Raw genomic sequence first — 17217 nt, forward strand, 5'->3', positions numbered from 1 at the left:
ACGACCGCCCCGCGGCGGCACCGACCCCGAGACCACCGCAGAGCCGACGGACTCCCTTTTGACCCGAACACCACTCACCGACCTCGACGAGGTACAGCTGCTGGACACCACCCTGCGCGACGGCGAACAGATGCCGGGCGTCTCTCTGTCGCCCGGCGAGAAGGTCGACATCGCCCGCGAGCTGGACGCCGCCGGCGTCCACCTCGTCGAGGCCGGCTCGGCGTGTACCTCGGAAGGCGAGCGCGAGGCGATCCGGCGCGTGGCCGACGAAGGCCTCTCGGCGACCGTGACGAGCTTCGCCCGCGGCGTGAAGCGGGACGTGGACAGCGCGCTCGACTGCGGCGTCGACGGCGTGAACCTCGTCGTCCCCGCCTCCGACAAACACGTCGAGACGAAGGTGGGGTCGACCCGCGACGAGGTCGTCGAGACGACCGTCGAACTCGTCGAGTACGCGAAAGACCACGGCCTGTGGGTCGAGGTGCTGGGCGAGGACGGCTCGCGGGCCGACCTCGACTACCTCGAACGCCTGCTCGGCGCCGGACTCGACGCCGGCGCGGACCGGATCTGCTACTGCGACACGGTCGGCGCGGCCGATCCCGAGCGCACCGCCGCGGTCGTCTCCCGGCTCGCCGATCTCGGCCCGACGAGCCTCCACACCCACGACGACCTCGGCTTCGGGCTGGCGAACGTCCACGCGGGGCTGAAGGCCGGCGCGGACACCGTCCACGGCACCGTCCTCGGCGTCGGTGAGCGCGCCGGCAACGTCGCGCTCGAAGAGGTCGCGATCGCGCTCGGCGAGTCGTACGACGTCGACACCGCCGACCTCTCGCGGCTCTACCGGCTCTGCCGGACCGTCTCGGAGGCGACCGGCGTCGCGCTCCCGCCGAACAAGGCAGTCTGCGGCGCCAACGCCTTCGCCCACGAGTCGGGCATCCACACCGACGGCACCCTCAAGGACGGGACGATGTACGAGCCGTACCCGCCGGAGACGGTCGGCCGGGAGCGCCGGCTCGTCCTCGGCAAGCACGCGGGCCGCGCGGGCGTGAAGGCCGCCCTCGCCGAACACGACGTGGCGGTCGACGACGACGAGCTACGCGAGGTCGTCGACCGCGTCAAGGAGCTGGGCGAGCGCGGCAAGCGCGTCACCGACGCGGACCTGCTCGCGGTCGCCGACGACGTCCGCGGCCGCGAGCGCGAGCGCCACGTCGAGCTGGTCGACCTCTCCGCGACCTCCGGCGGGAACCTCCCGACCGCCTCGGTCCGGCTCCGCGTCGGCGACGACGAGCGCGTCGCCTCCGGCACCGGCGCCGGTCCGGTCGACGCCGGACTGGAGGCGGTCCGGACGGCGCTCGCGGGCGACGAGCATGAAAGCGGGAGCGACGGCGTCACCTTCGAGCTCGACTCCTACCACGTCGACGCCATCACGGGCGGCACCGACGCGGTCGTCACCGTCGAGGTCGACCTCTCGCGGGGCGACCGCTCCGTGAGCGTCTCGGCGTCGGACGCGGACATCACCCGCGCGAGCGTCGTCGGGATGGTCGACGGTCTCGACCGCCTGCTGGCGGCGGAGGCGGACGCGGCGGACGCCGAGCCGGGCGTCGTCGCCGACGACTGACCGCGCCGCGTCTGACGAGGTTTTTAACTGACGGCGTCCGATCCGCGGGTGTGAGCGTCGTCGTCGCGATCAAACCCTCGGCCCGAAAGCGGAACGCGAAGGTGGGACGGCTCGTCTTCGAGGACGGGACCCGCCACGCGTTCGAGAGCCGCGCGGCCGCCGAGCGGTGGGCCGACGACCTCTCGGCCGGCGACGGCCACGTCTGGGTCGCGAGCGCGCACCCCCGCGACGACGGCGACGCGGACTGTTACCTCGTCTCGCGGGCGACGAACGCGAAGCTGGAGGCCGCCTACGACAAGCGCCGCCGGCGGCTCAGGGGCGACGCAGGGTCCGAACAGGAGTCGCTCGGCGGCGAACCGTAGCCGAGAGGCCGCGATACGGGAGCGGCGGTCGGCCGCGAGAGCCGCGGTCGACCGCGGCGGCGTCTACGACGATTCCTCGTCGGGCACCGGATCCGGCGTCGACTCCGATCCCGCGTCCGACTCGGCGTCCGGGCCGGAGCCGCGCGCGTCCATCATGTCTGCGGCGCGGGTCGCCCAGCCGGAGTAGCGGAACCCGGCGGCGACGACGAGCGCCATCCAGACGTAGGCGGCGGACACGCCGACGTACGCGCCGATCGGACCGAACCCGGCGGTGCGCCCGAGCAGCCACGAGAGTCCCAGAAACAGCCCGAACATCGCCGAGACGCGCGCGACGAGGGGGATCCGCGTCTCACTGGCGCCCTGAAGCGACCCGGAGAGGGCGGAGAAGCAGGCGAGCGCGGCGCCCGCGACCCCGTACACCCGCGCGAAGTCGATCGCGTACTCGATCGTCGCCGCGTCGTCGGTGAAGATCGGGACCAGCCGGGGAGCGCCGACGACGAGTCCGATCCCGATCATTCCGACCGTCAGCACGCCGAGGCTCGCGACCGCCCATCCGTTGAAGCGCGCGGCCTCCGGGTCACCCTCGCCGAGCGCCTGGCCGACCAGCACCGACGCCGCGACGTTGTAGCCGCGCGAGAGCGGGCCGGTCACCTGCTGGTACACCCGGCGGCCGATCTGGAAGCCGGCGTTGACCGCCTCGCCGAAGCCGAGGAGGAGCGCGTTGAACGGGAACTCCGCGATCTCGGAGCCGAACCCCTCCAAGACGCGAGGCGCGCTCACGACGAGGAGCTGTTTCGCGATCGTGAGATCGCGCGGCCACGCGAACTCGGCGTCGGTCCACGACCCCCAGATGGCGGCACAGAGCAGCCCGGCCGTGAGCACGTTCGCGCCCGCGGTCGCGAGACCGACGCCGAGGACCTCGAGCCGCGGGAGACCGAACAGCCCCAGCCCGAGGACGACGGAGCCGGCGATGTTGACGGAGTTGGCGGCGACGTTGACGTACATCGGCGTCCGGGTGTCGCCTGTCCCCTGGAGCGCGCGGGCGCCGACCAGGGCGACGTGGCGCGCCGGGGCGGTCGCGAACACGACGGCGAGGTACGTCGAACCGAGGTCGACGACCGCGGGCGAGGTCTCCTCGCCGACGATCCGGCCGAACACGTCGATCGCGAGCTCGCCGAAGAGGAAGCCGAAGAGGACGAACGGGATCCCGGCGAGCGCGCCGATCAGGATCGCCTGCGTCACCGCCTCGTCGCGGTTCTCCGCGGCGCCCGCGCCGGTGTCCTGCGAGGAGAGCGCGATGGCGCCGCCGCCCAGCCCCAGCCCGATCCGCAGCGGGAACCGGGCATACAGGTCGGCGAGTCCGATCGCGACGACCGCGGCGGGCGAGAACAGCGCGGTGACGAGGATGTCGGTCGTCCGCATCGCGGTGCGGAACGTCTGCTCGGCCATGACGGGCCACGCGAGCGAGAACACGCGCTTCCAGACGCGCCGCAGCCGCGGGAAGTCCATGTGTCGCACCCGACGGTCGCCCGCGGTATTGATATATCGGACCCGGACGCTCCCGCCGGGAGTCGAGGGCGCGGGCCGCGACCGCCCGAACGTTGAAACCCGCGAGCGACCCACGCACCCCATGGACGTCTTCGTGTACGGCACGCTGACCGAGCCGGATCGGGTGGCCGAGGTGGTCGACTCGTTCGTCTTCGTCGGTTCCGCGACGCTCGACGGCCTCCAACTCGTGGAGGGCCGGTACCCGACGCTCGCGCCGGGCGGCGAGACGGCGGGCAGACTGCTCCGGACGGAGGAGATCGACGCGCTCGACGCGTACGAGGACGTCGACGGTGGGCTGTACGTCCGCGAGACCGTGCCGCTCGACGCGCCGGCCGACCACCCGGGGACCGCCGCGGTGTACGTCGGCGACCCCGACCGGCTCGACGCGGACGCGACGTGGCCGGGAAACGGCCCGTTCGCCGACCGGGTGCGATCGGTCCTCGACGACCGCGACGTGCGGGTGCGGCTAACCCCCCGAGATCCCGTCTGACGGGCGGATGACAGCGCCGCAGTCGTGCGGTTACACTTTCACTCTGGTAGCCCCACCTTTTTGTATTCCCGCCGCCTCGCTTCACTCGCACGTCACACGCGTGCGATTCCCCCCCTTTCACGAACCGCGAGCCGCTCGCTCGTCGATACGACGGGCGAGGCGACCGCGGTCGACCGGAACCGATTAGCGGTCGGCGCGGCGACGACGTGGCATGCTCAGTCTTGCCGACATCCGCGAGGCGCGCGAGCGGGTCTCGGGCGTCGCCCGGCACACGCCGCTGGAGCGGTCGCGCTCCTTTTCGGAGATGAGCGGTGCCGACCTCCACCTGAAGCTGGAGAACTTCCAGCGGACCGGCGCGTTCAAGATCCGCGGCGCGATGAACCGGATCGAGACGCTCTCGGCGGCGGAACGGGAGGCCGGCGTCGTCACCGCGAGCGCGGGCAACCACGCGCAGGGCGTGGCGCTGGCGGCCAGCCGGGCGGGCGTTGACGCCACCGTCGTGATGCCGAAGTTCGCGCCCGTCTCGAAGGTGAAGGCCACGCGCGGGTACGGCGCGAGCGTCCGCTTGGAGGGCGTCGACTACGACGAGGCGCAGGCGTACGCCCACCAGCTGGAGCGCGAGGAGGACCGGACCTACGTCCACGCGTTCGACGACCCGGTCGTGATGGCCGGACAGGGGACGCTCGGCCTGGAGATCGTCGACGACTGTCCCGAACTCGACACCGTGGTCGTCCCGATCGGCGGCGGCGGGCTGATCTCGGGGGTCGCGGTCGCGATCAAAGAGCAGCTGCCCGACGCCCGCGTCGTCGGCGTTCAGGCGGAGGGCGCCGCCTCCGCCGCGAAGTCGCTGGAGGCGGGCGAGCTCCGCGAGATCGACAGCGTCGACACGATCGCCGACGGGATCGCGACCCGATCCGTCGGCGAGCAGACCCTCGAAGTGATGGAAGAGTACGTCGACGAGGTCGTCACCGTCGACGACCGCGAGATCGCCCTCGCCCTCACGCTGCTCTTGGAGCGCGCGAAGACGCTCGTCGAGGGCGCCGGGGCGGTCGCGCTCGCCGCCGTCCTCTCGGAGGCGTTCGAGTACGACGACGGCGAGACGGTCGTCGCCGCGCTCTGCGGCGGGAACATCGACCTCAACCGCCTCGGCACCGTGATCCGGCGCGGACTGGTCCAGATGGGTCGGTACCTCAAGATCACTATCGACCTGAAGGACCGGCCCGGCGAACTGGAGCGCGTCTCCAGCATCGTCGCGCGCACCGGCGCGAACGTGTACGCGGTCCACCACGACCGCACCTCGCGGGACGTGGCCGTCAACGCCGCCGAACTGGAACTCGAACTGGAGACCGACGACGCCGAACACGCCGCCGACATCGTCGACGCGCTCGAAGCCGACGGGTACGAGGTGGAGATTCTGTCGTGAGGCGCACAGTGACTATTTATAAATAAAACTGCGGTGGCGCGCCCCGGTGAGCGGCCCTTCGGGCCGCGAACCGCCGGTGCGAGGGAGTCAGTCGCCGGAGCGAAGCGGAGGCGACTGACGAGGCTGGGGAGGCGTGAGGCGCGGTGCTGTGCGGGGCGGGACTCAAAGGGGCAGCCGGGAGGCGGGCGCAGGCGACGCAAGCACCGCAACGAGGGAGCGAACGGAGTGAGCGACCGAGTGCGGAGCGCAGCGAGCGTGCGTCCGCCTCCCGGCTGGGGCTTTGGAGGCATTCGTCGCCGCTCCGTGGTCAATTATTTATAAGCGAGCGGCTGGGGCTTTGGAGGCATTCGTCGCCGCTCCGTGGTCAATTATTTATAAGCGAGCGGCTGGGGCTTTGGAGGTGTTCGCCGTCGATCTACACCCGATTATTTATAAATAAACGGCCGGCCCGCGGTCAATCAGTCCTCACGCTCCGAACGCGGGACCGAACGCTACTTTATAAGAAACCGCAGGACACCTCGATTATTAGTCGTCCGCGGCCGCGGCGTCGACCTCACCTTCATAAAGCTCGCCGGCGCGCTCGCGCTCGGAGAGGTACTCGTCGGCGTCGAGCGCGGCCTTCACGCCCATCCCGCTCGCGGTGGCCGCCTGCTGGTAGTGGAAGTCGACCACGTCGCCCGCGCCGAAGAGGCCCTCAACGCCGGTTCGGGTCTGTCCACCGCCGCGACCGCCTTCGGTAATCAGGTAGCCGTCCTCGTCGGTCTCGATGCCGGTCCCTTCGAGGAAGTCCGTGTTCGGCGTGTGGCCGATGGCGTAGAAGACGGCGCCCACGTCGAACTCGTACTCGTCGACCTCGTCGGCGGTCGCCGGGTCGTCCAGCTTCTCCTTCGGATGGCCGTCCGGGTGTTCGACGAGGGTCACGTGGTCGATCCCGTCCTCGGGCGAGCCGTGGATCTCGGTGAGTTCGGTGTTCAAGAGCAGCTCGATCTCGCCCTCCTCGACCGCGTCCATCGTGCGCTCGATCCACACGTCCTCGGCGCGGAACTCCTCGCGGCGGTGGGCGACGTAGACGGTGTCCGCGAACTTCGTCAGGAAGTTCGCCTCCTCCATCGCGGCGTCGCCGCCGCCGACGACGAGCATGTCCTCGTCGCGGAAGAACGCGCCGTCGCAGGTGGCACAGGTCGAGAGCCCGTACCCCATCAGGTCGTCCTCGCCCGGGACCCCCAGCGTGCGGGCGCTGGCCCCCGACGCGGCGATGACGGCGTCGGCGGTGTAGACGTCACCATCCGAAAGTGCGACGCGGAAGTGTCCCGCCGGCTCCTTCGAGACGTCCTCGATGACGCCGTTGCGGGTCTCGGCGCCGAACTTCTGCGCCTGTTCTTTCATGTCGTTGATCAGGCCCGGCCCGGAGATCCCCTCGGGGAAGCCGGGGTAGTTCTCCACTTCGCTCGTCAGCGTGAGCTGGCCGCCCGGCTCGTCACCCTCGATGAGCAGCGGGTCGTTGTTCGAGCGCGCGGCGTAGATCGCCGCGGAGAGGCCCGAGATGCCGGTGCCGGCGATGATCAGTCGACGGTGTTCGACGACGTCGTCGGTCATACGAAAGGGTTCGCCGGCGCGCCGTATGTACGTTGCGACCGTTGGCGCGGCGATCGCACGACCGGGACCGGCGAGGACGACGCGAGCGGCGACGGCGCGTCCCGATCGACTCGAACCCGGTCAGTCGGTCGGGAACTCCGGGGAAGCCCGACGGGCTGCGCGGGGGCGTCGTCGAGCGCCTCGAAGAACCGTCCGGCGACGAACGCCTCGACTACGTCCGACAGCGACTCCGACTCGGAGACCTCCGAGAGGATCCCGAGCGGGACCTGTGCGCCGGCCATCGCGGCGTGCCCCCCGGCCGAACCAACGGGGTCGAGCGCGTCGCGCAGCAGTTCGCCCGCGTCGAGGTCCGCGCCGCGGGCGCGGGCGGAGCCGTAGATCACCCCGTCCATGTAGCCGTAGACGAACGTCACCGTCACGTCCTCCAGATCGAGGAGGCGCTCGGCCGCCTGCGCGAGGGTGTCTCGGTCGGCGATCTCGCCGACGCAGGAGGCGGCCACCGACCCGCGGACATCGCGGTTCTCGATGGCGGCCGCGAGCACGCGCAGCGTCTCGGGACTCACGCTCGGGCTCTCGACGCGTTCGAGCGTCGACTCGTCGGCGTGCGCGAGCAGCGCGGCGGCCGCCTCGAAGTCGTCGATGGCGGTCGCCCGCGTGAAGTCCTTCGTGTCGATCCGGATCCCGTACAGGAGCGCCGTGGCGAGGTCCCGATCCGGCACGATCCCGAACCGCGAGAGGTACTCAGAGATTAGCGTGCTCGTCGCGCCGACCGCGGGGCGGATGTCCACGAACGACCCCGCGACCGGTCCCCGCGGCGGGTGGTGGTCGATCACGACGTCGACCGGGTGGCCCTCGGGGAGGCTGTCGTTGATCCCCGCGCGAGAGTGGTCGACCAGGGCGACGCCGCCGTACTCGTCGAGGTCGATCTCGTCGAACGACCGGAGACCGATGTCGAGGAGGTTCACCATCGCGCGGTTCTCCTGGTGGGCGATCTCGCCGCCGTAACACGCGTCGGCGTCGACGCCGATCGACTCCGCGATCCGCGCTAATCCCAGTGCGCTCGCGATGGCGTCCGGGTCAGGGTTGTCGTGCGCGACGACCAGGAGCGGTCCCGAGAGCGCCCGGAGGGCCGCGAGCAGCCGGGCGGGCTTCTCGTCGTCCGGCGTCTGCGAGCGGTCGCCGGCGAGATTCGGGGCGAGGTCGCCCGCATCACCGGAGCCGCCCGCGCCGCCCGCGTCGTCGCCGTCGAGACCGATCGCCTCGCAGACGCGGTCGGTGACGGCCTCGACGGGGTCGACCACGCGGTCCGCGACCGCCTCGATCGCCGCCCGCTGCTCGTCGGTCGGCGCCGTTCCGAGGTACGCGACCACCATCGCGTCCGGGTAGCGGTTCCGGGCCGCGTGCGCGGCGGCGACGTTGCGCGCGGCGTCGTCGCTCGCGACCAGCACGATCGCCGCCGAGTCCGGGTACGTCGTCGGGTCGGTCGGGTCGGCCTCGACCGTGGCCACGTTGCGGTCGCGCAGCGTCGACGCCCACCCCGTGTCGTCGGTGATCGCCACCAGATCGCCGCGCCCCTCGCGGGTGCGCTCGGCGAGGGCGTTCCCGACCGCGCTACAGCCGAGCAGCAGGCGCCGGGTCATACGGACGCGACGAGGTCGCGAGGCAAAACGCTGCCGTCGGCACGGCGGGGGTGACTCCCCGGACACGGGCTCGGGGGCGAACCGACATTACGCCGCGTCCTCCGGATCGTCCCCCTCGCGGAGCGCCCCGTCGACCGCGGCGGCGACGTCGACCGCCGCGCGGTTCTCAGCGACGTCGTGGACCCGGACGATGTCGGCGCCGCGGTCGGCGGCGAGCGCGGTGCCCGCGACCGTCGCGTGCTCGCGGTCGTCGGCGTCGCGGCCCACCGCGCCGTACAGCGACTTGTGCGAGTGGCCGATCAGAACCGGACAGCCGAGCGCCGCGAACTCCCCGCAGCGCGCGAGCAGCTCGAAGTCCTCCGCGGGCGACTTGCCGAACCCGAGACCGGGGTCGACGATGACGCGGTCGCGGTCGATGCCGGCCGTGTCCGCAAGCGCGAGCCGCTCGCGCAGCGCGTCGACGACCTCGCTCACCACGTCGTCGTACTCGGGGTCGGCGTCCGGGTCGACCGGCGCGTCGAGGCTGTGGATCACGATCACCGGGCAGTCCGCGTCGGCGACGACCGAGCGCATCTCCGGGTCCTCCAGCCCCGTCACGTCGTTGATGACGTCCGCGCCGGCGTCGAGCGCCGCCTCGGCGACCGCAGGCTTCCGCGTGTCGACCGAGACGAGCACGTCGCCCGCGTCGACCGCCGGCACCGACTGGATCGCCTCGACCGTCGGCACGACCCGATCGATCTCCTCCTCGACCGGGACCGGCTCCGCGCCCGGCCGGGTCGACTCCCCGCCGACGTCGACGATATCGACCCCGGACTCGACCATCCGCTCGACGCCCGCGACCGCGTCGTCGAGGTCGGCGTGGCGTCCGCCGTCGTGGAAGGAGTCGGGCGTGACGTTGAGCACGCCCATCACGGCGGTCCGGTCGGTCCACGGTAGGTCGGGGTCCTCGGGGTCGTCCTCCTGCTCTGCTATGCCGACCGCCGCGGCGATGTCGGCCGCTACCCCGCCGAGTCCGTCGCCACCGGTCGCCGCGAGCCGGTCGACGAGCGCGCGGAGTTCGGCGACCGTTCCGGCGACCGTGACGGGCACCTGCTCGCCGCCGGCGCCGCGGTCCTCGTCCGCGCCCAGCCCGCCGAGGGCCGCGTCGCCGCCGACCGCCCGGGCCTCGCTCGCGACGCGCTCGGCGCGGTCGCCGCGCAGCCGGAGGGTGAGGACGCGGTGGTCGACGCCGTCCCGGCGGGCCGCGACCCCCGCCGGCGGGACGCCGGCCGTGTCGAGCGCGTGGGCGGCGTCGGCGCCGTCCCGAACCGTTCGCTGGCGGACCGTCCGATTTCGCGCCGCGCGGGCCTCGGCGACCGCGAACAGCGAGCCGACGAGCAGCACGCAGTCGTCTCCGTCGGCGCGGTCGACCGCGTCGACGAGCGCGTCCGACACGTCGCCGCCCGACGTCACGCGGTCGACGCCCGCCGACCGGAGCGCGGCCGCGAGCACGTCGGGGTCCTCGGCGCGGTCGATCTCGGGCCGGCAGGTGACCGCCGTCGCCGCGTCGGGGAGCGCCGCGGCCGTCTCCGCGTGCTCTTTGTCGTGCATCGCGGCGTACACGAGGTGGAGGTCGTCGTAGTCGTACTCGTCGAGCGTCGCCGCGAGCGTGCGAGCCGCCGCGGGGTTGTGCGCGCCGTCGAGGACGGTCAGCGGCGCGGTGTCGACCACCTCGAACCGCCCCGGCCACGTCGCCCGCGCGAGGCCGTCGCGGATCGCCCGGTCCGCGAGGTCGGTCCCCAGCGCCGCCGCGGTCCGGTCCGCGAGCGCGACGGCGACCGCCGCGTTGGCGGCTTGATGGCGGCCGACAAGCGGGATCCGGTAGGTCCCTTCGCGCTCGCCGGCGAGGGATATCTCGGCGTCGGTGGCGCTGACGCGGCCCTCGTAGGTCGCCGCGAACGCGGGCGGGTCGTCGGACCCGGAGTCGCCGCCGTCTCCGGTGGGACCGTCGCCGGTAGCACCGTCACCCGTCACCCGCGTCACCGGCGCGCCGGCCTCGCCCGCGACCTCGCGGACGACGTCGAGCGCCTCGCCGTCGCAGGCGGTGACGAACGGCGCGTCGGGGCGGGCGATCCGGGCCTTCGTGCGGGCGATCTCCTCGATTGTGTCGCCGAGGACCGCGGTGTGTTCGAGCGAGACGTTCGTCACGGCGGTCGCGGCGGGGTCGACCGCGCTCGTCGCATCGTACTCGCCGCCGAGACCGGCCTCCAGCACGGCCACGTCGACCTCACGCCGCGCGAACTCGCGGACCGCCATCGCCGTCACGACCTCGAAGAAGGTGAGCGGCTCGCCCGCGGCCGCCCGGTCGATCAGCCACGGGCGCACCTCCGCGACGAAGTCGGCGACCGCGGTCTCCGTCATCTCCCGGCCGTCGACGCGGACGCGCTCCGTGAGCGCGGAGAGGTGCGGCGAGGTGTACAGTCCCACCGACAGCCCCGCCTCGCGGAGGACCGACTCCGTCATCCGCGCCGTGCTCCCCTTCCCGTTCGACCCCGCGATCTGAACGAACTGGACGTCCTCCTGCGGGTCGCCGAGGTGCGCCAGCAGCGCCTCTACCCGCTCCGTGCCGGGCTTGACCGAGAAGCGGCGGAGGTCGAAGAGGAACGCCGCCGCCTCGTGGTAGTGGATACGCCGTGAGTCGGGAGCGCGTCGCTTAGGGGTAACGGACCGGGACGAGGGCGGGCGCCACGGCGGCGCTTCCGTCGACGGCGCTGCCCCGCGTCGACCGAAGAGCAACCCTTACGCGCGCGGCGGTCGGACTCGGTCGCATGAACGAGACAGCGACCGACGCCGCGGGCGACGCCCCCGCCGACGGGGCGAGTCCGGGCGGTCCCGCGGCCGATCCCGTCGTGAGCGGCGAGGGGATCCGGAAGTCGTACGGCGACGTCGTCGCGCTCGATGGGGTCGACCTCGATGTCGCGGCCGGCGAGGTGTTCGGACTCATCGGCCCGAACGGCGCCGGGAAGACGACGCTGGTGCGCGCGCTCACCGGGACGACCGAGGCCGAGGGCGATCTGCGCGTCTTCGGCGCGCCGCCGCGGGACGTCGACCCCGCCCGGATCGGGCTGCTCCCGCAGTCGTTCGACCCGCCCGCACGGCTCACGGCCCGCGAGCTGGTCGACTACTACGGCGGGCTCTACGACGCGGCCCGCGACACCGAGTCGGTCCTCGACGACGTTGGGATGGCCGACGACGCCGACGCCTGGTACGAGACGCTCTCGGGCGGCCAGAAGCGCCGGACCTGCGTCGCGACCGCCGTCGTCAACGACCCCGACCTGCTGTTCCTCGACGAGCCGACGACCGGGATCGACCCCGCCGGCCGGCGGGCGATCCACCGGCTGATCGAGCGGCTCGCGGCCGGGGGGACGACGATATTTCTCACGAGCCACGCGATGGACGAGGTCGAGCGGCTCGCGGACCGGGTCGCACTGCTGCGCGACGGCCAAGTGATCGCGAGCGGAGCGCCGGACCGGCTGGTCGCGGAACACGGCGGCGCGCCGCGGCTCGACGCCGCAACCGCCGAGTCGACGACCGGGGACGTCGTCGAGGCGGTCGCGGCCGGGGTCCGCGAGCGCCTCGGGACCGACCCGACCGTCGAGAGGACCGAGGCGGGACTCCGGGTGCGGGGCGTGCGCCCCGAAGCGATCGGCGACGCGGTCGACGCGCTCGACGGCGCCGGGGTCGCGTTCGACTCGCTCTCGTGGACCGAGCCGTCGCTCGAAGACGTGTACCTGCGGCTCACCGGCGAGGAGTACGCGCGGCGGGGGGACGCAGGAGAGAGCGTCGAGAGAGCTGACGAGGAGGGCGACCGATGACCCGCCTCGGCCGGATCCGGACGGAGGCGGTCGCGGCGGCGCGCTCGTTCACCCGCCGCCGGACGGCGGTGTTCTTCACCTTCTTCTTCCCCGTCATCCTCGTCGTCATCTTCGGCGCGCTGGTGCGGACCCAACCGACCGGGGGCGGCCTCTTCGCGGAGCCGGCGGGCTACTACATCCCCGGCTACCTCGCGGTCGTCGTCCTGTTCACGCCGCTGTCGCGGGTCGGCTCCGAGATCGCGCGCCACCGCGACGGCGGGCGGTTTGAGAAGCTGGCGACGACCCCCCTCTCGCGCGGCGAGTGGCTGCTCGCGCACACGCTCGTCAACGTCGGGATCATCGGCGCCGCGAGCCTGCTCATCCTCGGTCTCGTCCTCGCGGTGACGGACGCGACCCTGATCGTCTCGCCCGCGCTCGCCGTCCTCCCCGTCTTTGTCGCGGTCGCGGTCGCGCTGTTCTGCGGACTCGGCGCGGTCCTCGGCGCGCTCGCCGACTCGCAGGACGGCGTGATCGCCGCGAGCAACACGGTGGCGCTCCCCCTGCTGTTCCTCTCCGAGACGTTCGTCACCCCGTCGCTGCTCCCGGAGTGGTTCCTGCCCGCGGTCGCCGCCTCGCCGCTCACGTACTTCGCGCGGGGGACCAGAGCGATCACCTACGAGGGCGGCGCGTGGGCCGGGGACCTGATCGTGTTGACCGCGCTCGCGGCCGGCTTCCTCGCGGTCGGCGCGTACGCGGTGCCGCGAACCGAGTGAGCGGGCCGGGGGCGGCGGCCCGCCGCGGTCCCGGAACCGTTCATTTATGTTCACAGCCCGCGTCCGGAGGAACTGAGAGGTAACGCCGTTGAGCATCGTTCACTTCACCTGTCCGGACTGCGCGCAGACCATCGAGGTCAACGATGAGATGCGCGAGACGATACTCGACGCCGGCTGCCCGGTGTCGCACCGCGGCCGCGGCGGAGGAGGACTTCGCCGTGACGTGCGAGTGAGCGCCGCGGCCATCACCGAATCCTTCGTGTCCGCCACGCGTTCGCACACCGCATCCGGTTGCTGAGGCTTTTTGCGTCGACCGCGACAACCGTTCGACGATGACGCCAGAACTCGAGGAGATCGATCTGGGAACCGTGCCGCTCGGCCGAACCGGCCTGCGGACGAGCGAGCTCCAGTTCGGCACGTGGCGGTTCGGCCGCGTGACCGAGGCCGGCAACGTGGAGATCGACGAGGACCGCGCCCACGAACTGCTCGACGCCTACGAGACCACCGGCGGGCGCTACATCGACACCGCCGACGTGTACGGCGGCGGCGACTGCGAGCGCTGGATCGGCGACTGGCTCGCCGAGCGCGACCGCGAGCGATACACGGTCGCCTCGAAGGTGTACTGGCAGATCCGCGACGGCGACCCGAACAGCCGCGGCACGAACCGCAAGAACGTCCGCCACCGCGTCGACGCCCTCCTCGACCGCCTCGACACCGACTACATAGACGTCCTCTACATCCACCGGTGGGACGACGAGACGCCCGCTCGCGAGCTGATGAAGACTCTGAACGGGCTGGTCGAGTCTGGTAAGGTCCACTACCTCGGCGCCTCCACGCTCCGCCCGAACGCGTGGAAGGTCGCCCGCGCCAACGAGATCGCCCGCAGCGAGGGGTGGGAGCCGTTCAAGGTGCTCCAGCCGCGCTACAACCTCGTCGACCGCGAGGTCGAGGGCGACTACCTGGAGTTCGCGCGCCAGCGGAACCTCGCCGTCTCCCCGTGGAGTCCGCTCGGGCAGGGCTTCCTGACCGGGAAGTACGACCGCGACGCCGACCTGCCGGACGACTCGAAGGCCGCCGAGTCCAGCCGGTTCCAGGAGGCGTACCTCACCGAGGAGAACTTCGACGTCCACGACGAGCTGGACGCGGTCGCCGACGAGGTCGACGCCTCGCCCGCGCAGACCGCGCTCGCGTGGCTCGCGCACCGCGACGGCGTCACCGCGCCCATCGTCGGCGCCCGCACCGTCGACCAGCTCCGCGAGAACCTCGCGGCCGCGACGATCGACCTCTCGGACGAGCAGGTCGACCGCCTCACCGCGGCCAAGCCCGGCCCGTACGACGAGCTGTAAAAAGAGCGGCCGCGATCGCCGACTACCGCTCCGCGCAGTACTCGACGAAGTTCCGTAAGATCCGCAGCCCCGTCTCGCCGCTCTTCTCGGGGTGGAACTGCGTGCCGAACACGTTGCCGTCCTCGTTGGCGACGACCGCCGGGAAGTCGACGCCGTAGTCCGCGGTAGCGACGACGGCGTCCGGGTCGTCCGGCTCGGCGTAGTAGGAGTGGACGAAGTAGGCGTACTGGCCCTCGACGCTCTCGACGATCGGGTGGTCGCGCGCGACGTCGAGTTCGTTCCACCCCATGTGCGGCACCTTCCGGTCCACGTCGAACCGGACGTTGGTGCCGGGCACCAGATCGAGACCCGTCACCTCGCCTTCGCCCTCGTGGTCCGCCTCCTCGCTGGAGGTGAGGAGCATCTCCGATCCCGAGACGAATCCCGAAGAGGGGGCGGCCCGCCTCGGCGTGGTCGGTCAGCGCCTCGCGCAGCGGGCCGGCGTTCTCCATCCCCTCGCGGAACGCGCCGACGCCCGGGAGGACGACGCCGTCGGCCGCCGCGAACGCCTCGGGGTCGTCGGTGATCTCGACGGCCGCGCCCGCGCGCTCCAGCCCGCGGGTCGCGGACCGGAGGTTCCCGAGCCCGTAGTCGACGACGACGACGTCCGCCAGCGTCTCCGCGGGCGGTTCGAAGGTACTCATACCTCCTCTCGGAGGGGGACGGAAAAGTCGGTTTCCCTTGCGACAGTCGAGTCGCGAGGGCGGAACGCGGGCGGATCGAACGCGCTCAGCTCACTTCAGCGCCGCCTCGGCCATCCGCTGCGGGAAGCCCATGAGCAGCGCCACGATCCCCTGCGCCTCGTCGCCCTCGCGGAGCGCCGAGCGGATCCGCTGTGAGACGATCTCCACGGAGATGATCAACACGAGGATGACGAGGATCGTCGCCATCATGTTGGTGAACGCGAACAGCCCCTGCTGGACGGAGAGCACGTTTCCGAGCCCGCCGCCGCCGATGATGCCGAGCGAGACGGCGATCCGGACGTTGATCTCGAAGATGTACAGCGTCCACGCGATGAAGGGCGTCGTCACCTGTGAGAGCATCCCGAAGGTGATGAGCTGCGGCTTGTTCGCCCCGGTCGTCTCCATCGCCTCGATCGGCCCGTCCTCGATCTCTTCGAGCTCGTCCGTGAACAGGCGACCGAGGTTGCCGACGGTGTCGGTGGCGATCGCGAGCGTCGCGGTCACCGGGCCGATCCCGCCGAGCGGGATGTAGATGAGCCCCCACACCAGCGCCGGGATGGCGCGGATGGAGGACATGAGACCGCGGAAGATGAAGTTAAAGGGGAACGGCGTCACGCGGCCGGAGCCGAGCACGCCGAAAAGCAGCGCGAGCGGGAACCCCATCACGGTGCCTGCGAAGCCCATCGCGAGGGTGATCCCGGCCTCACCGAAGAGCGGCGTCTCGCCGCCGAAGCCGCCCCAGATCAGGTTTCGCTCGTCGATGAACGCCCAGTAGTCGAGGAACCCGGCCGGCTCGATGAACGGGAACGCCGGCGTGAAGAACGGGAAGAAGTCACGCAGCGCGTTGAGGAAGTTCGGGAGGTAGTCCGGAATGTTCGCCGCGAAGAAGCCGACGGAGATGAGCGCGTAGTAGAACAGGCCGGCGAGGGCCGCGAGTCCGGCGAGAAACACCAGCGCGCGGACCCGACGCGCGAGGACGATCTCCTCGTAGCGGTCGCGGACGCTATCGCCGTAGCTCATTGGCCCATCCCCCCGCTGGAGACGCCGCGCTTCGAGGACGCGTCGTCGCCGGATTCGCTCGACGGGTCGGGACCGTCGTCGGCCTCGCCATCGGGCGCGAACATGCCCTCGGTGTCGATGTCACCGTAGATCTTGTCTATCACGTCCATGTCGAACTCGTCGCGGTAGCCGTCGAACACCTTCTTCCCGTCGCGGAGCCCGATGAACCGCTCGCCGAACTTCCGTGCGAGGTTCACCTGATGGAGGCTGATGACGGCGGTCAGGCCGCGGTCGGCGGCGGCCGTCCGGAGGTATCCCATCACCTGCTGTGAGGAGCCGGGGTCGAGGCTCGCGACCGGCTCGTCGGCGAGGAGGATCGTCGGGTCCTGGACCAGCGCGCGGGCGATCCCGACGCGCTGCTGTTGCCCGCCGGACATCTGCTGGGCGTTCTGCTGGGCCTCGTCTAAGAGTCCGACCGTGTCGAGCGCGTCGAGCGCCTGAAGCTTGTCCTCCTCGCTCTGTCGCTGGAAGAGCGAGTCAAGGAAGGTGTTGCGGTTGAGCGAGCCGGTGAGCGCGTTCGAGTAGGCGTTCATCTGCTCGATAATGTTGTGCTGTTGGAAGATCATCGCGATGTCGGGGCGGGGCTCGTCCACCGGCGTGTCGCCGATCCGGATCTCGCCTTCGGTGGGGGTTTCGAGCCCGTTCATACATCGGAGAAGGGTCGATTTCCCCGATCCGGAGACGCCGAGCACGATGACGAACTCTCCTTCCGGGACCTCGAAGGAGACGTCGTCAAGCGCGACGGTCTCGCCAAACCGTTTCGTTAGTCCCTCGACTGTGATGCTGCTCATTAGGGCAAAATGATGTTTC

General features: G+C 71.5%; 13 protein-coding genes and 2 pseudogenes. 8 read left to right on the forward strand and 7 right to left on the reverse strand.

Annotation, left to right across the window (positions count from 1 at the left end; genetic code table 11):
• The first annotated feature begins 58 nt into the window (after positions 1-58).
• Positions 59-1615 (forward strand): alpha-isopropylmalate synthase regulatory domain-containing protein, encoded by a 1557-nt coding sequence (locus tag ACODNG_RS07145; RefSeq protein ID WP_434523011.1) that lies wholly within the window; start codon positions 59-61, stop codon positions 1613-1615.
• A 50-nt stretch (positions 1616-1665) separates the two neighbouring features.
• Positions 1666-1977 (forward strand): hypothetical protein, encoded by a 312-nt coding sequence (locus ACODNG_RS07150; RefSeq protein WP_121595368.1) that lies wholly within the window; start codon positions 1666-1668, stop codon positions 1975-1977.
• Between the two features lie 63 nt (positions 1978-2040).
• Here ACODNG_RS07150 and ACODNG_RS07155 read toward each other — a convergent pair whose 3' ends face one another.
• The gene (locus tag ACODNG_RS07155) at positions 2041-3486 is read right to left on the reverse strand and encodes an MATE family efflux transporter (protein ID WP_434523012.1); all 1446 of its coding nucleotides are present in this window, start codon (positions 3484-3486) and stop codon (positions 2041-2043) included.
• Positions 3487-3607: 121 nt separating this feature from the next.
• On the opposite strand from ACODNG_RS07155, the gene ACODNG_RS07160 reads away from it, so the two are divergent.
• Together ACODNG_RS07160 and ilvA are read left to right on the forward strand one after the other, a co-directional pair.
• Positions 3608-4015 (forward strand): gamma-glutamylcyclotransferase family protein, encoded by a 408-nt coding sequence (locus ACODNG_RS07160; RefSeq protein WP_434523013.1) that lies wholly within the window; start codon positions 3608-3610, stop codon positions 4013-4015.
• Between the two features lie 211 nt (positions 4016-4226).
• On the forward strand, positions 4227-5438 hold the full coding sequence (ilvA, locus tag ACODNG_RS07165) for a threonine ammonia-lyase (RefSeq protein WP_434523014.1): 1212 nt from the start codon (positions 4227-4229) through the stop codon (positions 5436-5438).
• Positions 5439-5963: 525 nt separating this feature from the next.
• On the opposite strand, the gene ACODNG_RS07170 is transcribed toward ilvA, so the two are convergent.
• The 3 genes and pseudogenes from ACODNG_RS07170 to folP all read right to left on the reverse strand — a co-directional run bounded on the left by ACODNG_RS07170 (position 5964) and on the right by folP (position 11341).
• On the reverse strand, positions 5964-7034 hold the full coding sequence (locus tag ACODNG_RS07170) for an NAD(P)/FAD-dependent oxidoreductase (protein ID WP_434523015.1): 1071 nt from the start codon (positions 7032-7034) through the stop codon (positions 5964-5966).
• 120 nt (positions 7035-7154) lie between these two features.
• Positions 7155-8674: pseudogene (locus ACODNG_RS07175) on the reverse strand (DHH family phosphoesterase).
• Positions 8675-8761: 87 nt separating this feature from the next.
• Complete coding sequence (gene folP / locus ACODNG_RS07180) at positions 8762-11341, reverse strand: dihydropteroate synthase (RefSeq protein ID WP_434523074.1); 2580 nt, start codon at positions 11339-11341, stop codon at positions 8762-8764.
• Between the two features lie 140 nt (positions 11342-11481).
• Here folP and ACODNG_RS07185 point away from each other — a divergent pair, with 140 nt between their 5' ends.
• The 4 genes from ACODNG_RS07185 (at position 11482) to ACODNG_RS07200 (ending at position 14626) form a co-directional block, all read left to right on the forward strand.
• Positions 11482-12528, forward strand: coding sequence for an ABC transporter ATP-binding protein (locus tag ACODNG_RS07185; protein WP_434523016.1), 1047 nt, complete (start codon positions 11482-11484; stop codon positions 12526-12528).
• Entirely contained in the window at positions 12525-13280 is a 756-nt protein-coding gene (locus tag ACODNG_RS07190; RefSeq protein ID WP_434523017.1) for an ABC transporter permease, read from the forward strand. Before ACODNG_RS07185 ends, ACODNG_RS07190 begins: the two co-directional genes overlap by 4 nt.
• An 88-nt stretch (positions 13281-13368) precedes the next feature.
• Positions 13369-13578, forward strand: a complete 210-nt coding sequence (locus ACODNG_RS07195) for a DUF7560 family zinc ribbon protein (protein WP_434523018.1) — start codon at positions 13369-13371, stop codon at positions 13576-13578.
• Positions 13579-13612: 34 nt separating this feature from the next.
• Positions 13613-14626 carry an aldo/keto reductase gene (locus tag ACODNG_RS07200; RefSeq protein ID WP_434523019.1) on the forward strand — a complete coding sequence of 338 codons (1014 nt, stop codon included), beginning with the start codon at positions 13613-13615 and terminating at the stop codon, positions 14624-14626.
• A 22-nt stretch (positions 14627-14648) separates the two neighbouring features.
• Here ACODNG_RS07200 and hisH read toward each other — a convergent pair.
• The 3 genes and pseudogenes from hisH to phnC all read right to left on the reverse strand — a co-directional run bounded on the left by hisH (position 14649) and on the right by phnC (position 17198).
• Positions 14649-15309: pseudogene (gene hisH / locus ACODNG_RS07205) on the reverse strand (imidazole glycerol phosphate synthase subunit HisH).
• 90 nt (positions 15310-15399) lie between these two features.
• Positions 15400-16368, reverse strand: a complete 969-nt coding sequence (gene phnE / locus ACODNG_RS07210) for a phosphonate ABC transporter, permease protein PhnE (RefSeq protein ID WP_434523020.1) — start codon at positions 16366-16368, stop codon at positions 15400-15402.
• The gene (phnC, locus tag ACODNG_RS07215; protein ID WP_434523021.1) at positions 16365-17198 is read right to left on the reverse strand and encodes a phosphonate ABC transporter ATP-binding protein; all 834 of its coding nucleotides are present in this window, start codon (positions 17196-17198) and stop codon (positions 16365-16367) included. Before phnC ends, phnE begins: the two co-directional genes overlap by 4 nt.
• Positions 17199-17217: the final 19 nt, after the last annotated feature.

This window comes from Halorubrum sp. AS12 (assembly GCF_051122765.1).
Taxonomy (GTDB): Archaea; Halobacteriota; Halobacteria; order Halobacteriales; family Haloferacaceae; genus Halorubrum; species Halorubrum trapanicum.

What these genes read in the sequence shown, in the direction of transcription:
- phnE (WP_434523020.1), bottom strand. Translation starts at nt 16,368, where the DNA reads ATGAGCTACGGCGATAGCGTCCGCGACCGCTACGAGGAGATCGTCCTC.
- ACODNG_RS07170 (WP_434523015.1), bottom strand. Translation starts at nt 7,034, where the DNA reads ATGACCGACGACGTCGTCGAACACCGTCGACTGATCATCGCCGGCACC.
- ilvA (WP_434523014.1), top strand. Translation starts at nt 4,227, where the DNA reads ATGCTCAGTCTTGCCGACATCCGCGAGGCGCGCGAGCGGGTCTCGGGC.
- ACODNG_RS07160 (WP_434523013.1), top strand. Translation starts at nt 3,608, where the DNA reads ATGGACGTCTTCGTGTACGGCACGCTGACCGAGCCGGATCGGGTGGCC.
- phnC (WP_434523021.1), bottom strand. Translation starts at nt 17,198, where the DNA reads ATGAGCAGCATCACAGTCGAGGGACTAACGAAACGGTTTGGCGAGACC.
- ACODNG_RS07185 (WP_434523016.1), top strand. Translation starts at nt 11,482, where the DNA reads ATGAACGAGACAGCGACCGACGCCGCGGGCGACGCCCCCGCCGACGGG.
- ACODNG_RS07155 (WP_434523012.1), bottom strand. Translation starts at nt 3,486, where the DNA reads ATGGACTTCCCGCGGCTGCGGCGCGTCTGGAAGCGCGTGTTCTCGCTC.
- ACODNG_RS07200 (WP_434523019.1), top strand. Translation starts at nt 13,613, where the DNA reads ATGACGCCAGAACTCGAGGAGATCGATCTGGGAACCGTGCCGCTCGGC.
- ACODNG_RS07190 (WP_434523017.1), top strand. Translation starts at nt 12,525, where the DNA reads ATGACCCGCCTCGGCCGGATCCGGACGGAGGCGGTCGCGGCGGCGCGC.